This is a genomic window from Bradyrhizobium sp. LB11.1, from assembly GCF_040549385.1.
Lineage (GTDB): Bacteria > Pseudomonadota > Alphaproteobacteria > Rhizobiales > Xanthobacteraceae > Bradyrhizobium.
The window spans coordinates 146,908-163,121 of sequence record NZ_JBEPTH010000005.1; the positions used below are offsets into that span (position 1 = coordinate 146,908).

Annotated in this window: 19 protein-coding genes, 1 tRNA gene and 1 pseudogene; 14 read left to right on the top strand and 7 right to left on the bottom strand. The window is 62.4% G+C overall.

Going from position 1 to position 16,214, the window contains the following annotated elements; translation table 11 throughout:
* Positions 1–39: 39 nt before the first annotated feature.
* Both ABIA96_RS14985 and ABIA96_RS14990 read right to left on the bottom strand, forming a co-directional pair.
* Positions 40–1,065 carry a Bug family tripartite tricarboxylate transporter substrate binding protein gene (locus tag ABIA96_RS14985; RefSeq protein ID WP_354137820.1) on the bottom strand — a complete coding sequence of 342 codons (1,026 nt, stop codon included), beginning with the start codon at positions 1,063–1,065 and terminating at the stop codon, positions 40–42.
* Between the two features lie 130 nt (positions 1,066–1,195).
* The gene (locus ABIA96_RS14990; protein ID WP_354137821.1) at positions 1,196–1,681 is read right to left on the bottom strand and encodes an outer membrane protein assembly factor BamE; all 486 of its coding nucleotides are present in this window, start codon (positions 1,679–1,681) and stop codon (positions 1,196–1,198) included.
* A 98-nt stretch (positions 1,682–1,779) separates the two neighbouring features.
* Between ABIA96_RS14990 and ABIA96_RS14995 the strand changes: the two genes are divergently transcribed.
* The 10 genes from ABIA96_RS14995 (at position 1,780) to ABIA96_RS15040 (ending at position 8,290) form a co-directional block, all read left to right on the top strand.
* Positions 1,780–2,334 (top strand): ubiquinol-cytochrome C chaperone family protein, encoded by a 555-nt coding sequence (locus ABIA96_RS14995; protein ID WP_354137822.1) that lies wholly within the window; start codon positions 1,780–1,782, stop codon positions 2,332–2,334.
* Complete coding sequence (locus ABIA96_RS15000; protein ID WP_354137823.1) at positions 2,331–2,912, top strand: YceD family protein; 582 nt, start codon at positions 2,331–2,333, stop codon at positions 2,910–2,912. The genes ABIA96_RS14995 and ABIA96_RS15000 overlap by 4 nt, the downstream gene beginning before the upstream one ends.
* A 297-nt stretch (positions 2,913–3,209) precedes the next feature.
* Positions 3,210–4,271: a phosphate acyltransferase PlsX gene (gene plsX, locus ABIA96_RS15005; RefSeq protein WP_354137824.1), complete on the top strand. Its 1,062-nt coding sequence runs from the start codon at positions 3,210–3,212 to the stop codon at positions 4,269–4,271.
* Positions 4,268–5,248 carry a beta-ketoacyl-ACP synthase III gene (locus tag ABIA96_RS15010; RefSeq protein WP_354137825.1) on the top strand — a complete coding sequence of 327 codons (981 nt, stop codon included), beginning with the start codon at positions 4,268–4,270 and terminating at the stop codon, positions 5,246–5,248. The genes plsX and ABIA96_RS15010 overlap by 4 nt, the downstream gene beginning before the upstream one ends.
* 134 nt (positions 5,249–5,382) lie before the next feature.
* Positions 5,383–5,724, top strand: coding sequence for an integration host factor subunit alpha (locus ABIA96_RS15015; RefSeq protein ID WP_018456841.1), 342 nt, complete (start codon positions 5,383–5,385; stop codon positions 5,722–5,724).
* A 27-nt stretch (positions 5,725–5,751) separates the two neighbouring features.
* Positions 5,752–6,330, top strand: a complete 579-nt coding sequence (locus ABIA96_RS15020; protein ID WP_354137826.1) for a MerR family transcriptional regulator — start codon at positions 5,752–5,754, stop codon at positions 6,328–6,330.
* 110 nt (positions 6,331–6,440) lie between these two features.
* Positions 6,441–6,518 (top strand) — tRNA-Pro (locus ABIA96_RS15025).
* A gap of 442 nt (positions 6,519–6,960) precedes the next feature.
* Positions 6,961–7,194, top strand: a complete 234-nt coding sequence (locus ABIA96_RS15030; RefSeq protein ID WP_354137827.1) for a hypothetical protein — start codon at positions 6,961–6,963, stop codon at positions 7,192–7,194.
* Positions 7,195–7,322: 128 nt separating this feature from the next.
* Positions 7,323–7,943 (top strand): RNA polymerase sigma factor, encoded by a 621-nt coding sequence (locus ABIA96_RS15035; RefSeq protein ID WP_354137829.1) that lies wholly within the window; start codon positions 7,323–7,325, stop codon positions 7,941–7,943.
* Positions 7,940–8,290: a hypothetical protein gene (locus ABIA96_RS15040; protein ID WP_354137830.1), complete on the top strand. Its 351-nt coding sequence runs from the start codon at positions 7,940–7,942 to the stop codon at positions 8,288–8,290. The genes ABIA96_RS15035 and ABIA96_RS15040 overlap by 4 nt, the downstream gene beginning before the upstream one ends.
* A 390-nt stretch (positions 8,291–8,680) precedes the next feature.
* On the opposite strand, the pseudogene ABIA96_RS15045 reads toward ABIA96_RS15040, so the two are convergent.
* The 3 genes and pseudogenes from ABIA96_RS15045 to ABIA96_RS15055 form a co-directional block, all read right to left on the bottom strand.
* Positions 8,681–8,974: pseudogene (locus tag ABIA96_RS15045) on the bottom strand (Arm DNA-binding domain-containing protein); the annotation flags it as partial.
* Between the two features lie 335 nt (positions 8,975–9,309).
* Positions 9,310–9,564: a hypothetical protein gene (locus ABIA96_RS15050; RefSeq protein WP_354137831.1), complete on the bottom strand. Its 255-nt coding sequence runs from the start codon at positions 9,562–9,564 to the stop codon at positions 9,310–9,312.
* 177 nt (positions 9,565–9,741) lie between these two features.
* Positions 9,742–10,371, bottom strand: coding sequence for a TetR/AcrR family transcriptional regulator (locus ABIA96_RS15055; protein ID WP_354137832.1), 630 nt, complete (start codon positions 10,369–10,371; stop codon positions 9,742–9,744).
* 120 nt (positions 10,372–10,491) lie between these two features.
* On the opposite strand from ABIA96_RS15055, the gene ABIA96_RS15060 reads away from it, so the two are divergent.
* Positions 10,492–11,463, top strand: coding sequence for an alpha/beta fold hydrolase (locus ABIA96_RS15060; RefSeq protein ID WP_354137833.1), 972 nt, complete (start codon positions 10,492–10,494; stop codon positions 11,461–11,463).
* Positions 11,464–11,579: 116 nt separating this feature from the next.
* On the opposite strand, the gene ABIA96_RS15065 is transcribed toward ABIA96_RS15060, so the two are convergent.
* Positions 11,580–11,819: a hypothetical protein gene (locus ABIA96_RS15065; protein ID WP_354137834.1), complete on the bottom strand. Its 240-nt coding sequence runs from the start codon at positions 11,817–11,819 to the stop codon at positions 11,580–11,582.
* 326 nt (positions 11,820–12,145) lie between these two features.
* Here ABIA96_RS15065 and ABIA96_RS15070 point away from each other — a divergent pair, with 326 nt between their 5' ends.
* The 3 genes from ABIA96_RS15070 to ABIA96_RS15080 all read left to right on the top strand — a co-directional run bounded on the left by ABIA96_RS15070 (position 12,146) and on the right by ABIA96_RS15080 (position 15,552).
* Positions 12,146–13,054, top strand: coding sequence for a dihydrodipicolinate synthase family protein (locus ABIA96_RS15070; RefSeq protein ID WP_354137835.1), 909 nt, complete (start codon positions 12,146–12,148; stop codon positions 13,052–13,054).
* A gap of 147 nt (positions 13,055–13,201) precedes the next feature.
* Positions 13,202–14,173, top strand: a complete 972-nt coding sequence (locus ABIA96_RS15075) for an SDR family NAD(P)-dependent oxidoreductase (RefSeq protein WP_354137836.1) — start codon at positions 13,202–13,204, stop codon at positions 14,171–14,173.
* Positions 14,174–14,436: 263 nt separating this feature from the next.
* Positions 14,437–15,552 (top strand): alpha/beta hydrolase family protein, encoded by a 1,116-nt coding sequence (locus ABIA96_RS15080; protein WP_354137837.1) that lies wholly within the window; start codon positions 14,437–14,439, stop codon positions 15,550–15,552.
* Between the two features lie 34 nt (positions 15,553–15,586).
* Here the strand turns inward: ABIA96_RS15080 and ABIA96_RS15085 are convergent, their stop codons facing one another.
* Complete coding sequence (locus tag ABIA96_RS15085; protein ID WP_354137838.1) at positions 15,587–16,093, bottom strand: MarR family winged helix-turn-helix transcriptional regulator; 507 nt, start codon at positions 16,091–16,093, stop codon at positions 15,587–15,589.
* Positions 16,094–16,214: the final 121 nt, after the last annotated feature.

Genomic DNA, 16,214 nt, shown 5'->3' on the forward strand with positions numbered 1-16,214 from the left:
GCTCGCAATGACGGAGGGCGGTTAGTGCTCGCTTTGGAGCTACTGCACGTCCATCTGCAGCCCTTCCTTCTGGATGATGCCGGCGAACTTCTTCGTCTCGGCGTCCACGAATTCGGAGAACTGCTGCGGCGTGCCGTAGTCGGCGCGGGCGCCCATGGCGGTGATCTGCTTCTTCATGTCGTCGCGCTCCAGCATCGCCTTGACCTGGAGATTGAGCGCTTCGAGCACGGGCGCCGGGACTCCCTTCGGCAGGAACACCGAGAACCATGACGACACGTCGAAGTTCGCGAGCTCCGGCGCGCTCTCGCGCATGGTCGGCAGGTTCGGTGCGAGATCACTCCGCTCAGTCGTGGTGACGCAGAGGCCGTTGAGCGTGCCGTTCTGCACCTGCGGCAGGCTCGGATAGAGATTGTCGAACAGGATCTGGATGTCGCCGGCGAGCGCAGCCTGAAGTGCAGGCCCGGCGCCACGGAACGGGATGTGCGTCATCTTCAGCCCGGTAAGCTGGAGGAACCAGGCGCCGGTGAGGTGAGGGCTCTGGCCGACTCCGGACGAGGCGTAGCTGAGCTTGTCCGGGTTGGCCTTGAGAAAGGCAATCAGCTCGGCGACCGACTTGATGCCGGTCTTCGGATGCGCCGACACGATGTTCGGGATCCGGATCATGTTGGAGACCGGCTGGAGCTGGTCCGGCTTGTAATTGAGGTTCTTGAAGATGCTGTAGGCGATCGCGTTCGGACCGGGATTGCCGATCAGGACGGCGTGGCCGTCGGCCTTGGAGCGAACGACTTCGGCCGTCCCGATCGTGCCGCCGCCGCCCGAACGATTCTCCACGACCGCGGTCTGGCCCCAAGCGGATTGGAGATGGGCTGCGAGCAAGCGTCCCATCACATCGGTCGAGCCGCCGGCCGCGGCCGGCACGATGATGCGGATATTCTCGGTCGGCTTCCAGTCGGCAAGGCTCGATCGCGGTAAGATGGCTGCTGCCGTCAGACCGGCCGCGCCGGCGAGCACGCGACGACGCGACAGCAATTTGTTCTGAAGTCTGTTTTGAGGTTTCTTGGGCACGAATCCACTCCCTGCTTCTTATTTTGCAGAGAGCGTATGGAACCAGGCGTGCAACGGCAAGTCGCATGCGGCGGTGGGCATCGTGCGGAGAGCGGCACGACGCCGCAGGCCGAAAAGTCAGCTCATGATCTCAGTTGAAGCTGAGCAGCTTGAACAGCGGCGCGAGGTAGCTCATCTCCTGACCGGACGTCGGCGTGGTCCGGCTGATGGAGTCGAAGATTTTGCCGTCCTGGAGACCGTAATTCGCAAGGCGGCGCACGCGCCGGTTCTTGTCGAAATAAACGGCGATGACGCGCTGATCGACCACCTTCTGGTTCATGAAGGCGACCATGCGCTCGGAGCGCTGCGAGATGTAGTAGAACACTTCACCGTCCAGGGTCGCGACCGTGGAGGGGGTGCCCATCACGATCAGCACCTGATCCTGGCTCGCGCCGATCGGAATCTGCTCGAGCGCGCCGGGCGGCAGGATGTAGCCCTTCTGGAATTGCTCGCCGGTGCAGCCCGCAAGGGCGCCGCCGACCAGAGCCACGGCCGCAAGCATGCGCAAACAGCGCCAGCGTGCAGAAAGGCCGCGCCGCTTGTCTGCGCGCAGGCTGGTCTGGTTCGTTATCGTCATAGTGGAACTGATTCCGTCCCCTTGCGTCGCGCGAGGCGCTGAAGTACCGGGCGGAGGCTCTGAATGCAACTCGCGCGCGCCCGCTTGCGGAAACCACAATGCTTTGGCCGTTCAATCACTTCAGGAAACCCCGGCTAGCCCAAGCCGGCACCATCGAGGCCATCTATGGCATGATCGTGACGCAGGCGCGAGAACCCATATTTTACCGGGACTTGGGCGTGCCTGATACGGTTAACGGCCGTTTCGACCTGTTGCTTCTGCACCTCTGGCTGTTGCTGAGACGGCTGCGGATAGCGGCCCAAGGCGGGACGGAGTTGTCGCAGGCCCTGTTCGATCGCTTCTGCGAGGACATGGACGACAATCTGCGGGAAATGGGCGTGGGTGACCAGACCGTCCCCAAGCGGATGCGGGCGTTCGGCGAGGCCTTTTACGGCCGCGTCCAGGCCTACGACCAGGCGATCGAAACTGGCGCGGAGGCGCTGGCGCAGGCAATCTGCAAGAATATCTTGAATGGTGCCGGGCTGGATCAGGCGCGGCGGCTCGCCGCTTATGCAGTGGCCGCCAACGCCGACTTCGGCCGGACCACCGACCCCGCGCTGCTGCGCGGATCTTTCTCGTTTCCCGCACCGCTTCGGGAGGATGGAACGCTATGAACCGACCGATGACCGGGTCCGGACCTGACCCCTGGCGTTCGCCCGTAACCGTGGCGCAGATTCCCGATACCGGCCTGCATCGTGAGGTCGAGGCTTCGGCTGCCGAGCGTGAGGCCATGGCCGATATGGCGGGCCTGCGCGACGTCCTATCGGCCCATGCTACCTTCGAGGTCGTGCCGAAGAGCGGCGGCCGGGTCCAGGTCACGGGCCATGTCCGGGCCCGGATCGGCCAGACCTGCGTGGTCACGCTCGATCCGATCGAGAGCGAGATCGACGAGGAGATCGACCTGACATTTGTGCCAGAGGCCGAGGCGCGGCCGCTGGAGGACCTTGTTGAAGAAGGGCGGGACAACGACGAGTCCCCGGAGGTTGCCGATCCGCCGGAGGCCATCGTCAACGGGATCATTGATCTCGGCCGGATTGCGACCGATGCGCTGTTCCTGGCGATCGATCCTTATCCCCGCAAGCCGGGTGTTGTGTTCGAGGCGGAGGTCACCGCTCTGGACCCCGAGGACCATCCGTTCGCGGCGTTGAAGGCGCTGCAGGACAACAAGCAGGGCAAGAAGAAGGGCAAATAGCTGGGCATTCCCCGTAAGACCGCTGTGCTACCGGGTGTGAAGTGTTTGCGGGCCTGGTTTGAAGGATTAGCCCACCTCTTTGATTTCCAAGCGATTTTTGTGAATTCGAGTGTTGGCCGGCGGGTCGCCCTTAATCCAAAAGGCTGGGGGCAAGAGGTTGTTTCGGGATAACAAAACGCTATTGTCCGCCCCGGTCCGGGCGCGGCGTGGCGCTTGGCCGGTCGCCGTGTCCATGGCGAACCCATTCCGCGGCCCCGCTGATCGACGACCGCGCCAGACCAGGTTTCCGGGATTTTGATGCCAAGCAAGGTTCGTATCGCGCTTGACGCCATGGGGGGCGACGTCGGCGCCCCTGTCGTCATTCCAGGCGCGGCCATCTCGCTCGGCAGGCATCCCGAGACCGAGTTTCTGCTGGTCGGGGATCGCGCAAGAATCGAGCCCGAGCTCGACCGCCACCCGAAGCTCAAGGCCGCCTCCCGAATCATCCATACCGACGTTGCCGTCAGCGGGGAGGACAAGCCGAGTCAGGCGCTGCGTCGCGGCCGCAAGACCTCCTCGATGTGGCTCGCCATCGATGCGGTGAAGAAGGGCGAGGCGGATGTTGCCGTTTCCGCCGGCAATACCGGCGCGCTGATGGCGATGGCGCGCTTCAATCTCCGCACCTTGCCGGGCATCGACCGCCCGGCGATCACCGGGATATGGCCGACCAGGCGCGGCGAGTCCGTTGTGCTCGACCTAGGCGCCACCATCGGCGGCGACGCGCACCATCTGGTGTCGCTCGCGCTCATGGGCGCCGCGATGGCAAGCGTGCTGTTCGACAAGAAGCGGCCCACAGTCGGCCTGCTGAACATCGGTGCTGAGGAGATCAAGGGGCACGAGGAGATTCGCGAGGCCAGCGAAATCCTGCGTGGGAGGAATCTGCCGGAGCTTGACTATATCGGCTTCGTCGAGGGCGATGGCATCGGCAAGGGGCTGGCCGACGTCATCGTGACCGAGGGTTTCAGCGGTAACATCGCACTCAAGGCCGCCGAGGGAACGGCGCGCCAGATGGCGGACTTGCTCCGCAACGAGATTCAGCGGAGCTGGCTGTCCAGACTCGGTTATCTCTTTGCCCGCAATGCCTTCCAGGCCATGCGCAACAAGATGGACCCGAACAAGTCCAACGGCGGTGTTTTCCTGGGTTTGAAGGGACTAGTGGTCAAGAGCCATGGCGGAGCTGGCGCCGAAGGCTTTGCCTATGCGACCGATGTTGGTTATGAGATGGTCAAATTCGATCTTCTGAACAAGATCAATCAGATGCTCAACCGCGAGGGGAGTGCGCTCGGTTACGTGCCAACCGCGCCGGAGGATGTTTCGTGACTCAAATTCGTTCGGTCGTGCTGGGCTGCGGCTCCTATTTGCCGGAGCAGGTGGTGACCAACGCCCAATTGGCGGCGCGCATCGACACGTCCGATGAGTGGATCGTGCAGCGCACCGGCATTCGCGAGCGGCACATCGCGGCCGAGGGCGAGTTCACCTCGCATCTTGCGATCAAGGCGGCGCAGGCCGCGCTCACCGATGCCGGGCTGGACGCGCAGTCGATCGACCTGATCGTGCTCGCGACCTCGACACCGGACAACACCTTTCCGGCGACCGCGGTTGCCGTGCAGCACGGGCTTGGCATCAATCACGGCGCGGCCTTCGACCTCCAGGCGGTGTGCTCGGGTTTCGTGTTTGCGCTTGCGACTGCGGACAACTTCCTGCGCACCGGCGCCTTCAAACGCGCGCTGGTGATCGGTGCCGAGACCTTCTCGCGCATCCTCGACTGGAATGATCGCGGCACCTGCGTGCTGTTCGGCGATGGTGCCGGTGCGGTGGTGCTGGAGGCGCAGGAGCAGCCGGGCAAGGCCGCGACCGACCGCGGCGTGGTGACCACGCATCTGCGCTCTGACGGCCGTCACAAGGCAAAGCTGTTTGTCGACGGCGGGCCGTCCTCGACCCAGACGGTCGGCCATCTGCGCATGGAGGGCCGCGAGGTTTTCAAGCATGCGGTCGGCATGATCACTGACGTCATCGTCGACGCCTTCGAGGCGACCGGCTTCAATGCAGACAGCATCGACTGGTTCGTGCCGCACCAGGCCAACAAGCGAATCATCGATGCTTCCGCCCACAAGCTCCATATCGCGCCGGAGAAGGTGGTGCTGACGGTGGACCGTCACGGCAACACCTCGGCCGCCTCGATCCCGCTGGCGCTGTCGGTGGCCCGCAATGACGGCCGCATCAAGCGCGGCGACCTGGTTTTGCTGGAGGCGATGGGCGGCGGCTTCACCTGGGGCTCCGCGCTGGTGCGCTGGTAGAGCCACAATCGATAAAATTTTGCCCGAATCAGCGCGGATTATCGATGCGTCTGCATTGATGAGCGCTGTTGACCGTCGTATCGTAACCTCATAATTTCAGACAACAATTGTTCGCCGTGATGTGGGGCAGGGCGATGACCGATCAAAGTAAAACCGTAACGCGTGTTGATCTCTGCGAAGCCGTCTACCAGAAGGTGGGGCTGTCGCGGACGGAATCGTCTGCGTTCGTGGAACTGGTGCTGAAGGAGATCACCGATTGCCTTGAAAAGGGCGAGACGGTGAAGCTGTCTTCGTTCGGGTCTTTCATGGTTCGAAAGAAAGGTCAGCGCATCGGTCGTAACCCGAAGACCGGCACCGAGGTGCCGATCTCGCCGCGCCGGGTGATGGTGTTCAAGCCATCGGCGATCCTGAAACAGCGGATCAACGCCCAGCACCGCACCAATGGCGACGCCAGCAAGGCTCAACCCGAGGCGTAAGTCGCGCCTGCGCGAAGGATTTGGCATTTGGACAAGGCGCCGGATGCGTTCCGAACCATCAGCGAAGTAGCGCAGGAACTCGACATTCCGCAGCACGTGCTGCGGTTCTGGGAGACGCGATTCTCCCAGATCAAGCCGATGAAGCGCAGCGGCGGCCGCCGCTATTACCGCCCCGACGACGTCGACCTGCTCAAGGGCATCCGCCGGCTCCTCTACGGGGAGGGCTACACCATCCGCGGGGTGCAGCGGATCCTGAAGGAGCACGGCGTCAAATCGGTGCAAGGGCTGGCCGATGGCTCGGCCGCGGTCTCGTTCGGGGCGATCGAGGACGCCATCGGGGCGAGCCTGATGGAGCCCGACGACGAACCGCCCATCAAGGGCGTCACTGATGCCGACGATGACGACTACCAGGGCAACGAAGAGGAAGGCATCGACTTCCGCTTCACGGAGGTCGACGACGAGGACATCCTCACCACCTTCCGCAAGGGCGGTACCCCCGCCGCGCCGGCCGGCCCGAGCGCGATGGACCGGGAGCGGCTCGGACGGGTGCTCGCCGACCTCGTCGCCTGCCGGGAAATGCTCGATCAGGCGCTGAAGGAAGGCTGAGGGCGCTTTTCGTCGCCTTTGCGCTCCGTTCCCTGGGCTTTTGGCCAAGATACCAAAATGGTCGGGCTCGCCTTGCGCAAAGCAGCGATCCTAGCTAATGGAACGACGTTCGGAGCGTGGCGCAGCCCGGTTAGCGCACTAGTCTGGGAGACTAGGGGTCGGAGGTTCAAATCCTCTCGCTCCGACCAATAAAATCAAAGGCTTAGCCGGAAGCCTTGCACCCTCAAAATTCGCGCTGGGAAACACCCGGGAAACATTGGCGGGAGGGGTATCGTCGCGACGATTTTTTTTCGCGCCTCCGAAAAAGAAATGGTTGGGGTTGGGGCGTTAGATTTCTACTTAGACCACCGAGAGGCAGGGAAGGCCGTCATGCCCCACAAGTTGCCGAGACGGTCCAGCCTCGTGTATCGATTTGAAGGATAAGCGCCGCGCAACGGAGATGTGCGCGGCGTGGAGCGGGGGACTAGGCAGCCGCAAGAGCTGTCCTCCCCGGTTGTGTAGCGGCGAACACCCGCAGGTATTGCCGGAAGGCAGGCCGTCCGCCCCGGTGGACCCCACAAGCGCTTAACAAGCACCAATTCCCGCATGCGCAGGCGGGCTCCGAGAATCAACCAACTTGGAGCCATAGCTATGACTGCCCATGCGAACCGCGCGACGCGCGAAACCATCCCTCACGACTTCCCCCATCCCGCCCGACTTGGTGGACGCGACCTCTTCATTGAGGTGCTCGGCGGCCCGTCCGTCACGTCGTTCAATCGCTGGTTGGCGGCCGGAAAAATCCCGCAGCCTCGGAAGCTGGGTCATCTAAATCGATGGCCCGAGTCCGTGATGGCGGCCGTGCGCGACGCTGGCTTCGAGCGATGACTGGCGCCCGCCCCACCGCGCACTAGCCCTGAATCCTTCCCGATAGAGCCCGCGACCCGCGCTGTAGTGACCGCCCTTCGACGGCGGCTCGCACCTGCGCTCTTGGTCGACCGTTCCGAGGACTCAATTTGAAACACATTCCGCCCGACGCGCTTTGCCGCGCCGATTCTCATGCACCCACTGCGTCCGCGTTCCGAGACGAATTGCTGAAATGCGCACCCGCGCTCCGTCGATATGCAGGCAAGCTAGGCGGCGCCGATCTTGCCGACGACCTTCTACAGGAAACGCTTTCGCGCGCCCTTAAGCGCGAGGCGGCGTACAGCGCGCAAGGAGCGATGACTGCATGGTTGCGGCAGATCATGAAGAACGTCGCCCACGATCAGCACAAGAGCCGCCAGCGCTGCAAGCTCTTCTGTGAACTCGATCCTGACACCGCGGGAGAAAATTCCGAAGTCGAGGCGGAAGACTTCGTGTCGACCATTCCCGACGAAACGACCTTAGGCGAACGAGAGAAGCAGCTCGATGCGAAAAACCTCATTGAGCTTGCCGCGAAAGTTATCGGTCCGGAAATGTGGAGATGCCTGGAGCTAACGGGAGCTGGATTTTCCTCGGAAGAGATCGCGGTTGAACTCGGCATCAGCGCCGCGGCGGTGAGGCAGAACGTCTCGCGTGGTCGCAAGGCGCTGGAAGCTCTGCGCGCTGATCCCAAACAAAAAGTCTCCAAGTCTCTCAGAAAGAAATTTCGATGACAATCGACCGAATCGACAATTCGGGTGCGCGTAGATCGCGCAACAAGAAGAACGCATTCCAGTTCGCACAGGTCGGGCTCTACGTCTTCCCGAGCGATGGGAAGGTCCCCCTGAACGTGCATCTTGTCGCCGCGAAGCAGATGGTTGATGACTCCCGGCTGCAAATCGACTTTGATGTTATTGTAAAAGTCGATCTTGGCTTTAGCCCAGTCTTCGGGCGAAATGCCTTTTGGAGCTGCGAGCCCCGCGAGGGGGTCTTCAGCGTTGAGCGAGCCGAGCGCCTGCTCGCGCGGCAAGTCGGACTCGATGCTGACTGCCAGCATGCTTTGTACCAGCGCACTCGATAGGGAAAGCATTTGGACTTCTGCATCTCCCGAATTGACGAAACATCCACTGCACGAATTTCGCAGGCCTAAAAACGAGGCATCTCCAGTCTGGCCTCTGAAAGCAACGCTAAGCCCGAGAGTGACCGACTGAGTTCGGTTCGCCGAAGACGGGGAGGTCTTGGCGATCTCTTCAAGAAACTCCCTGATCTCGCCCCGGGTAATCGAACCTACGGCGCGCTTGCCGAACTTCGCTTTGGGGCGGTTCAGGTATCCCTCGTCGTTTTTCCAACTGCTCTTGCGGGGCCTGCCGGTGCGAGGGTCGATAGCCTGTATGTGCGCTAGGTATTGGTCGCACAGCTCGCCAAACGTGACGACGCCCTTACGGTGCTCGACAAGCTCACGCTCTTGTGCGGCCTTCGGGTCCTCGCCCTGGCCGTTCCTGGCCTCTTCCCGGTCCCGTGCGTCCCGGGCGAGCTTCAGGCTGAGGGCGGGGGCCTTGGCGCCGTACAGCCCCAGCGTCACCCGGCGCATGCCGCCCTTGGCCCGGGAGCGATAGGCGTAGGTCCATTTCGCCACGCCAGACGGCGGGCAGCGCAAGACCAATCCGCCCCCGTCGCTCAGCTCGACCCGCTTTCCCGTATCCCTGGCCTCCGCAATGGCCTTGTCGACCGCTTTAGCGGCGAGCCTGTTTCGACCTGTAGCCATGTTCCTACCCCTCCTAGCGCCCTAGTCTCTAATGGTGTGCCGGAGCCGTTTATAGCCGATTTGGGAAACTTTTGGGAAACATCGGCGCGGGATTGGCCGGTTACCGTTGGTAACTAGTGATACGAGTTGATAGGACCTATCGTATTGAATTTACGACGTTAATTCTATCGCTAGGTACGCGGTGGGCTTTCGTGACTTTTGCCCGTGGAATCACTGGGAGACTAGGGGTCGGAGGTTCAAATCCTCTCGCTCCGACCATTTCTTCTGAGATCGACCAACAGTCTGCACGATCATGGATCGTGCATGCGATCTCCTGTGTTCTGAGCAATCCAGTGTCAGCGGTCGGCAGTCAGCACCGGCTTCGCGGGCACTCCTGCTCCGCGGGCCTTGTCACGGGCCCATGTCGGAACGGCGAAGGCGAGTTGATGCCGCCCCATCGCGTTTACGAAGGAGGCTTGCGCGCGCTCCAGACGTTTAGCCAACCCGCTGACGTTCAGGTCCAGCGCCGCGTCGACTGCCAACAGGGATATTGACACAAGCGCAACCGTTACTGCGACGGCGATTGCCTTCCATTCTGGTGACTTAATCATCTGACTTCATAAGGTATGTGCTTCCGTGTACGATTCAACCCCTCGGAGGGTTTGCGGACGCGTTCTTGAAGCGCGACAATTTTTTAACGAGGTGATGCGTGTCGTTCTGATCGCCGCGACCTGATGCGGCTTTGATTCGATCACGTCCAGCGCCGGAGCTTTGTCCAACAACGAATGCTAGGCGGAGGGCCTCAAAAACCCCACCACCATCCTCGCCGTCTCGTCCACCAGCGTTCGCACCATCTTCTCCGACAGCATCTCAGCCTCGTTCAGCACCGTGTTGTGCGCGACTGCTTCGATCGCGCTGACGCAGATGAAGGTTGCGACATCGAGGTCGATCTTGCGCATTTCCTTGCGGTGGCGCTCGAAATAGGCGCGAACGAGGCTGTGGACCTCGCGGTTGAAGGCTTCGACGTCGAGCTTTCCGGCGCGCGGGATCTGCTCGGCGAGGACGCGATGGAGTTCGGGGTTGATGCGGTGCGCGTCGATCGCGACGGTGACGAGGCGGCGCACGGCTTTCTCGATCGGCATGTCGGCGACTTCGGTGAGGGTTGCGCGGACGAGCCCCATGATCTCCTCGTTGTGACGGTCGATCACGGCGGCGACCAGCGCCTCCTTGCTTGGGAAATACTGATAGAGCGAGCCGACGCTGACGCCGGCGACCTCGGCGATCCGGTTGGTGCTCGACTTCTCAAAACCCTCTCGAACTAGAATGCGAGCAGTCGCCTCGACCAGCGCGTCGACGGTGGCGCGAGATCGCTCCTGCGATGCATTTTTCCGGGGTTTTGTCGGTGGCTTGCGCGCCATGATCCTGCATTCCGAATGCGAGTAGGAAAAGCGAGTGAATGCTCGCATTATAGGCCGCGTCGGTGGCCAATTGATAGAAGCAAGTTGGCGTCGGCCGGCGCAGCAAATGAGGGCAGGAGCATGAGCGTTGCGAAGATGCTGTCGATCGGGCGGCTTTGCGAAGGACATTTCTCGCGGGCGAAGCTTTCAGGCGATCCCGCGCCGAGCTTGCAGAGCCGCGTCTTCAACTTGCTGCTCGGGCAGCTCCCCATCAAGGAGCAGCTTGCCTCAGCGGAGGCCGTGCAGGCGCATGTGCAGAAGCTCGCATTGGCGCCAGCCTCATATGAGCCTACCGGGCTTGGCCGTGGCGTCGAGGTCACGCTGACCAAGATGGGCGGATGGCCGGTCTATTACACCGCGCCGTCATCGGGGCACGAAGGCTGCAACCACGTGATGTTCCTGCATGGCGGCGGCTACATCAACGAGATCGTGCCCGCGCATTGGCGCTTCGTCGGGCAGATGACGCGCAAGGCAGGTGTCGTTTGCGTCGTGCCGATCTATCCGCTTGCGCCGCGCGCGACCGCCAAGGACGTCGTGCCGGCGACGGCCGCGCTGTTGCGGATGCTGCTGGAAGATGTTGGATCGGCAAAGGTCACGGTGGTCGGCAATTCGGCCGGTGCGGGCCTCGCGCTTGCCGCGTGCCAATGGCTACGTGACCGCGGCCATCGGCAACCGAACCGGCTGGTGTTGATCTCGCCTGCGGCCGATGCATCGATCAGCCGTCTGGAGCAGGTCGAGATCGCGGCGCGCGATCCGATCCAGGACATTCCGGGAATCATCGAGGCGGGGCGGCTTTATGCCGGCGAGCTCGATATCGGCCATCCCTTCGTCAGCCCGTTGAATGGTGCCTTCCGTTCGCTCGCACCAATGACGATCTTTTCAGGCACGCGCGATCTGCTCTATCCCGACAGCGTCGATCTTGCGGAGCGGGCGAGGGCGGCGGGCGTGTCGGTCGATCTGCATCTGCTCCGTGACCAGCCGCACAATTATGCGCTGATGCCGACGCCGGAGGGAAGGCAGGCGCGCGCGAATATTCTGCGTGCGGTGGTGTAAGGGGAAGGCGTGATCTTTGTCACGCAGGCGCCGCCGCAATGGCTCTGGCGCTGCAAGCTCGCGCGGGGAAAGGGCGGCCCCGGGCGTTTCCTCGATATCAATAGTTTTGCGGAGCCTTAGGCGTGGCTCTTGATCTCGTAGTGACCCGGCACGCATTTGTAGCGGTCAAGGCGCCAGTTGGCGTGATAGATCGGATGCTCGCCCATCCATTTTGCAAGCGGGGCCTGCGCACCGACAGCACACGCCATCATCGACATATCGGGCGTCATGTTGCTGTCGGTCACGATTTCCTCGACACAGCTGCCTGAGGCAGCAGCGCTAAGCCGGCAGAGCACGGCAACGACGGTTATGAACATTCCAGTCACCTCATCGGTCGTTTCGATCACGAAGAGGATGCAAGCGGAGTGCCAGAGCCTGTGACGCAAACAACACGCTGGCCTGGCCGACTCGACCCAGCGTCCAACCCCATTTGACGATTCGGATTGTAAAAAGATTATCCCTAAACCGAAGCCGGACAACTACGGGGAACTCACAAGGAAATGGCAGGAATGAGCGATTGTGGGGGCAGCGCCGCGCGAGCCGCCCTTCACAAGGCCGGCACAGCCGATAGGCTCGGAAGCGTGCGGATACTCGTCAAAAGAGCGGGACCGCCACAGGACCAAAGGAAACGCGTGGGCAGACCATGAAGGCACGACCGACCGGCGTGATCCCGCCGATGACGACGCCGTTCCGGAAAGACGGCGAGATCGACTATAAGCTCGTGGCGCCCCAGGTCGACTGGATGATCGGTGCCGGCGCGCATGGCGTTGCGGCCGGCGGCTCGACCGGCGAGGGGCACACGCTCGACCACGAGGAATATCGCGACCTGATGGAAGCGACGGTGGATGCGGTGAAGGGACGCATTCCCGTAATCGCCGGCATCATTGTGGACTCAACCCGCGATGCGATCCGCCGCGGCAAGCTCGTGCGCGACATGAATGTGGCCGCACTCCAGGTCACGCCGGTGCACTACCTGTTCAAGCCCGATGACGAGGCGATGGTGGCGCATTTTCGCGCCATGGCGGATGAGACCGGCATGCCCATCATCATCTACAACGTCGTGCCATGGTCGTATCTGTCGCCGGCGTTGCTGACGCGGATCATGACCGAGGTGCCGCTGGTCGTCGGTGTCAAGCAGAGCGCGGGCGACCTCAAGCTGTTTGCTGACCTCATGATGATGGCGCCGGACAAGCTGATCTACAGCGCGGTCGATGCCCTGATGTATCCGTCCTACACATTGGGAGCCCATGGCTCGATCGCCGCGATCCTGACCGCTGCGCCGCATGCTTCCGTGGCGCTGTGGGATGCGGTGAAGGCGGGCGACCATCCGCTCGCGCTGGAGCTGCACAAGAAGCTGCTGACGCTGTGGAACGCCGTCATCGCCGACAATCTGCCGGCCTGTACCCGCTACGCCCAGACTCTCCAGGGCCTGCCGAGAACCTATCCGCGTGCACCGATGCCGGAGGCCTCGGCGACACAGCAGGCTGCGACCCGCAAGGCGCTGGAGGCACTCGGTGCCCTGAATGGGGTGCGCGTCGAAGCAGCCGAATAGTCTGCACGTCGAAATAACTGATGTTGAAGACAGCGGCGCCGATTGGCTTTTACCTGCTGATGCGGCGCTGCTAGATTTCGCGCGCGCCGCATGCGCGACGCGCCAACGACGAAGAAACATGCCGATAAGGGGAGGGGCCGAAGTCCCATGAAGGAATTTGCTGGAAAGATCGCCGTCATCACCGGCGGTGGCACGGGTATGGGGCGCGAACTCGCACGGCAGCTTGTTGCCGAGGGCTGCAATGTCGCGATGTGCGACGTCTCGGAAGCCGCGATGGCGGAGACCAGGCGGCTCTGCGAAGTCGAGAAGCTGCCGCAGGGCCTGCGCGTCACCACGCATGTCGCCGACGTGTCGATCGAGGATCATCTCAAGCGTTTTCGCGATGAACTCGCCGATCAGCAGAAGACCGACAAGATCCATCTGCTGTTCAACAACGCCGGCATCGGCGGTGGCGGCAGCCTGTTCTCCAACACGCGCGAGCAGTGGGAGCGCACCTTCAACATCTGCTGGGGTGGCGTCTATCTCGGCGTCCGCACCTTCCTGCCGATGCTGGTCAAGGCCGATGAAGCCCACATCATCAACACCGCCAGCGTCAACGGCTTCTGGGCCTCGATCGGAATGAACCAGGCGCACACCGCCTACAGTTCGGCAAAGTTCGCGGTGAAGGGATTTAGCGAGGCGCTGATCAACGACCTCCGCCTGCACGCGCCGCACGTCAAATGCTCGGTGGTGATGCCCGGCCATATCGGCACCTCGATCGTCTCCAACTCACGCAAGGTGCAGAGCGGCGATGGATCGGAGCGTCTCAATCCCGATGAAATCGTGCTGACCCGCAAGCGCATGGTCGCGGCCGGTGTGCCAGATGCTGACATAATGTCGGACGACGACATCCAGGCGGGGTTCGCCGAACGCGCCCGCAGCTTCCTCGAGGATGCTCCGACGACGGCCGCGCAGGCCGCCAAGATCATCCTGGACGGCGTGAAGGCCGAGCGCTGGCGCATCCTGGTGGGCGAAGACGCCAAGCTGCTCGACGGGCGGGTGCGCGCGGCGCCCGAGCAAGCCTATGACCGCGCCTTCTACGAAAGTTTCACCCAGGAAGTCGGCTGGCGGCTTGGCTGAGACCATCGACGATCGCGCGCGTATGTAGGCATGATGATCATCATCGCAAGAGGCGCGCGAGTCATTTTACTCAGGTGACTTGACCTTCCGCCCCGCGCGCATTCGTCGTCTTATGACGATACGGAATGTCACGCATGCGACATATGACATGCGTTCAAGCGATGGTGATCTCGAACGTGTCTCATTCGGCGCAAGCCAGCTTGGTTGGCGAACTAAAATAGTTTACCCAATCAAGGGTAATGCCACGATAGAGCGTAGCTCAGATGATACCCGCATGCCTCTCCGACGACTTTGTCCTTTGCCCGGAGAGAGAGGATATCTCCGCTGAATTCACGCGGCTGCTCACCGCGGCCCAGGAGGGCGGCGCCACCATCGCCGAATGCCTGATGATCGCGCGGCAGCTGAAGCGCGGTGACGAGCAGTCCTGGCATCGCGAGTGGAAGAGGCTTGCGCAAGCCAACCGGCAGCGCGCCGAGGCGGCGTTTGCGGAAGGCCATCTGGCGACGGCGCAGCGCAACTGGCTGCGCGCGATGAATTACTACGGCGCGGCCGCGATGCCGCTCGATCCCGCGGACGAGCGCCGCTGGGTCGCGGTCCTTGCGATGCAGGAATGCGCCCGCCGATTCGTCACGGCGCGCGGACCGGCCGGCGAGGTCGTGACGATTCCCTGGGCCGAAGGACATGCGTTGCAGGGCTACTTCCTGCCTGCGCCTGCGGCGAACGGTCGCGCACCGACGGTGATCTGCATCGGCGAGCCCGGCCACCGCAAGGAAGAGTTCCTGTTCAAGCTCGCGCCCCATGCGCGCGAGCGCGGGTTGTCGATGCTTGCCCTGGATCTGCTGGGCGACCAACGCGACGATTACACCGACATGCTTATGCAGCGCCGGGATCTCGAAAGCTCGGTTGCCAGCGCGATGGATTATCTGGAGCAGCGCAAGGACGTCGATTTCGATCGTGTCGCGATCGTGGCCGACGGGTGGGGCTCTTCTTTCGTGGCACGCGCGGTGTTGCAGGAGCCACGGTTTGCTGCGGCTGTCTGCGACGGCGGCCTCTGGGACCTGCACGAGCGGTCGTTTTTTGCCAGCCGCTTTGCGATGAGGGACCTCAGCATCGTCCCGGTGCCGCATGCGCCGCTGATGGCCTCGGGCGCTGAATGTCCGGTGCTGATCACGCTTGGCGAGGACGGCTGGCTCGAGGCTGACCGGGCGCGTCAGATCGTGCAGAAGTCCCGGCTCGGCAGTTCGGACATTGTGCTCAAGGTGTTCACCGCGGCGGAGACCGGCGCGGCGCAGGCCCACGCAGACAATCCGAGCCTCGCGAACGAATACATCTTCGACTGGCTCGAATCGCGGCTCGGTACCACCGGCAAGCGGATCTGAGCGCGGCCGCTGAGCTTAGAAGCGGCTTTGCGCCCTAGAAGTCGAGGGAGATCCTGACGCAGGCCTTCTCGAGCCGGGTCTTCAGCGTCGCGAGCTTCGTGGTGAATTCGGTCAGTTCGTTCTCGTCGAACTCCTGGAAGACGAATTCGCGAATCGTCTTGTACTGCTCGTTGAGGCTCGCAATGTGCTTCTGAGTCTTTTCGACCAACGACAGCCGCACCACGCGGGCGTCGGTCGGCGAGGGGCGGCGGCGCAGCAGGCCTTTCTTCTCCAGCAGCTTGGACTGGGTGGTGACGAAGGACGGGTCGACATGAAGCAGCTTGGAGACCACGTTGACGGGCACGCCGTCGTCCTTGTCGAGGTCGGAAATCGCCATCAGGATCAGCCATTGCGGTCCGCTGATGCCGAGCGTCCTGGCCCAGAACTGACGCAGCTCCTCCAGATACATGTTGATCGACGATATCTCCCAGGTGAATCGCCTGATGATATCGAGATTGCCGACGGAGCGGAGGCGCGCCCCTTCTTTCCTCGTCGCTGACACATTCACTCCCGCAAACTGATTTCTTTCTGGCCAGTGTTCGCGTGGTCATAGTCCACGCAAGTCTGCCCTGACGCAAGTGCAGAGCAGGGTTATTGTGTCACAGAAATTACAAATATGATCA

Bases quoted from the DNA above. Each gene is read 5' to 3' on its own strand.
- ABIA96_RS14990 (WP_354137821.1), bottom strand. From the start codon at position 1,681: ATGACGATAACGAACCAGACCAGCCTGCGCGCAGACAAGCGGCGCGGC.
- ABIA96_RS14995 (WP_354137822.1), top strand. From the start codon at position 1,780: ATGCTTTGGCCGTTCAATCACTTCAGGAAACCCCGGCTAGCCCAAGCC.
- ABIA96_RS15000 (WP_354137823.1), top strand. From the start codon at position 2,331: ATGAACCGACCGATGACCGGGTCCGGACCTGACCCCTGGCGTTCGCCC.
- plsX (WP_354137824.1), top strand. From the start codon at position 3,210: ATGCCAAGCAAGGTTCGTATCGCGCTTGACGCCATGGGGGGCGACGTC.
- ABIA96_RS15015 (WP_018456841.1), top strand. From the start codon at position 5,383: ATGACCGATCAAAGTAAAACCGTAACGCGTGTTGATCTCTGCGAAGCC.
- ABIA96_RS15030 (WP_354137827.1), top strand. From the start codon at position 6,961: ATGACTGCCCATGCGAACCGCGCGACGCGCGAAACCATCCCTCACGAC.
- ABIA96_RS15040 (WP_354137830.1), top strand. From the start codon at position 7,940: ATGACAATCGACCGAATCGACAATTCGGGTGCGCGTAGATCGCGCAAC.
- ABIA96_RS15050 (WP_354137831.1), bottom strand. From the start codon at position 9,564: ATGATTAAGTCACCAGAATGGAAGGCAATCGCCGTCGCAGTAACGGTT.
- ABIA96_RS15055 (WP_354137832.1), bottom strand. From the start codon at position 10,371: ATGGCGCGCAAGCCACCGACAAAACCCCGGAAAAATGCATCGCAGGAG.
- ABIA96_RS15060 (WP_354137833.1), top strand. From the start codon at position 10,492: ATGAGCGTTGCGAAGATGCTGTCGATCGGGCGGCTTTGCGAAGGACAT.
- ABIA96_RS15065 (WP_354137834.1), bottom strand. From the start codon at position 11,819: ATGTTCATAACCGTCGTTGCCGTGCTCTGCCGGCTTAGCGCTGCTGCC.
- ABIA96_RS15070 (WP_354137835.1), top strand. From the start codon at position 12,146: ATGAAGGCACGACCGACCGGCGTGATCCCGCCGATGACGACGCCGTTC.
- ABIA96_RS15075 (WP_354137836.1), top strand. From the start codon at position 13,202: ATGAAGGAATTTGCTGGAAAGATCGCCGTCATCACCGGCGGTGGCACG.
- ABIA96_RS15080 (WP_354137837.1), top strand. From the start codon at position 14,437: ATGATACCCGCATGCCTCTCCGACGACTTTGTCCTTTGCCCGGAGAGA.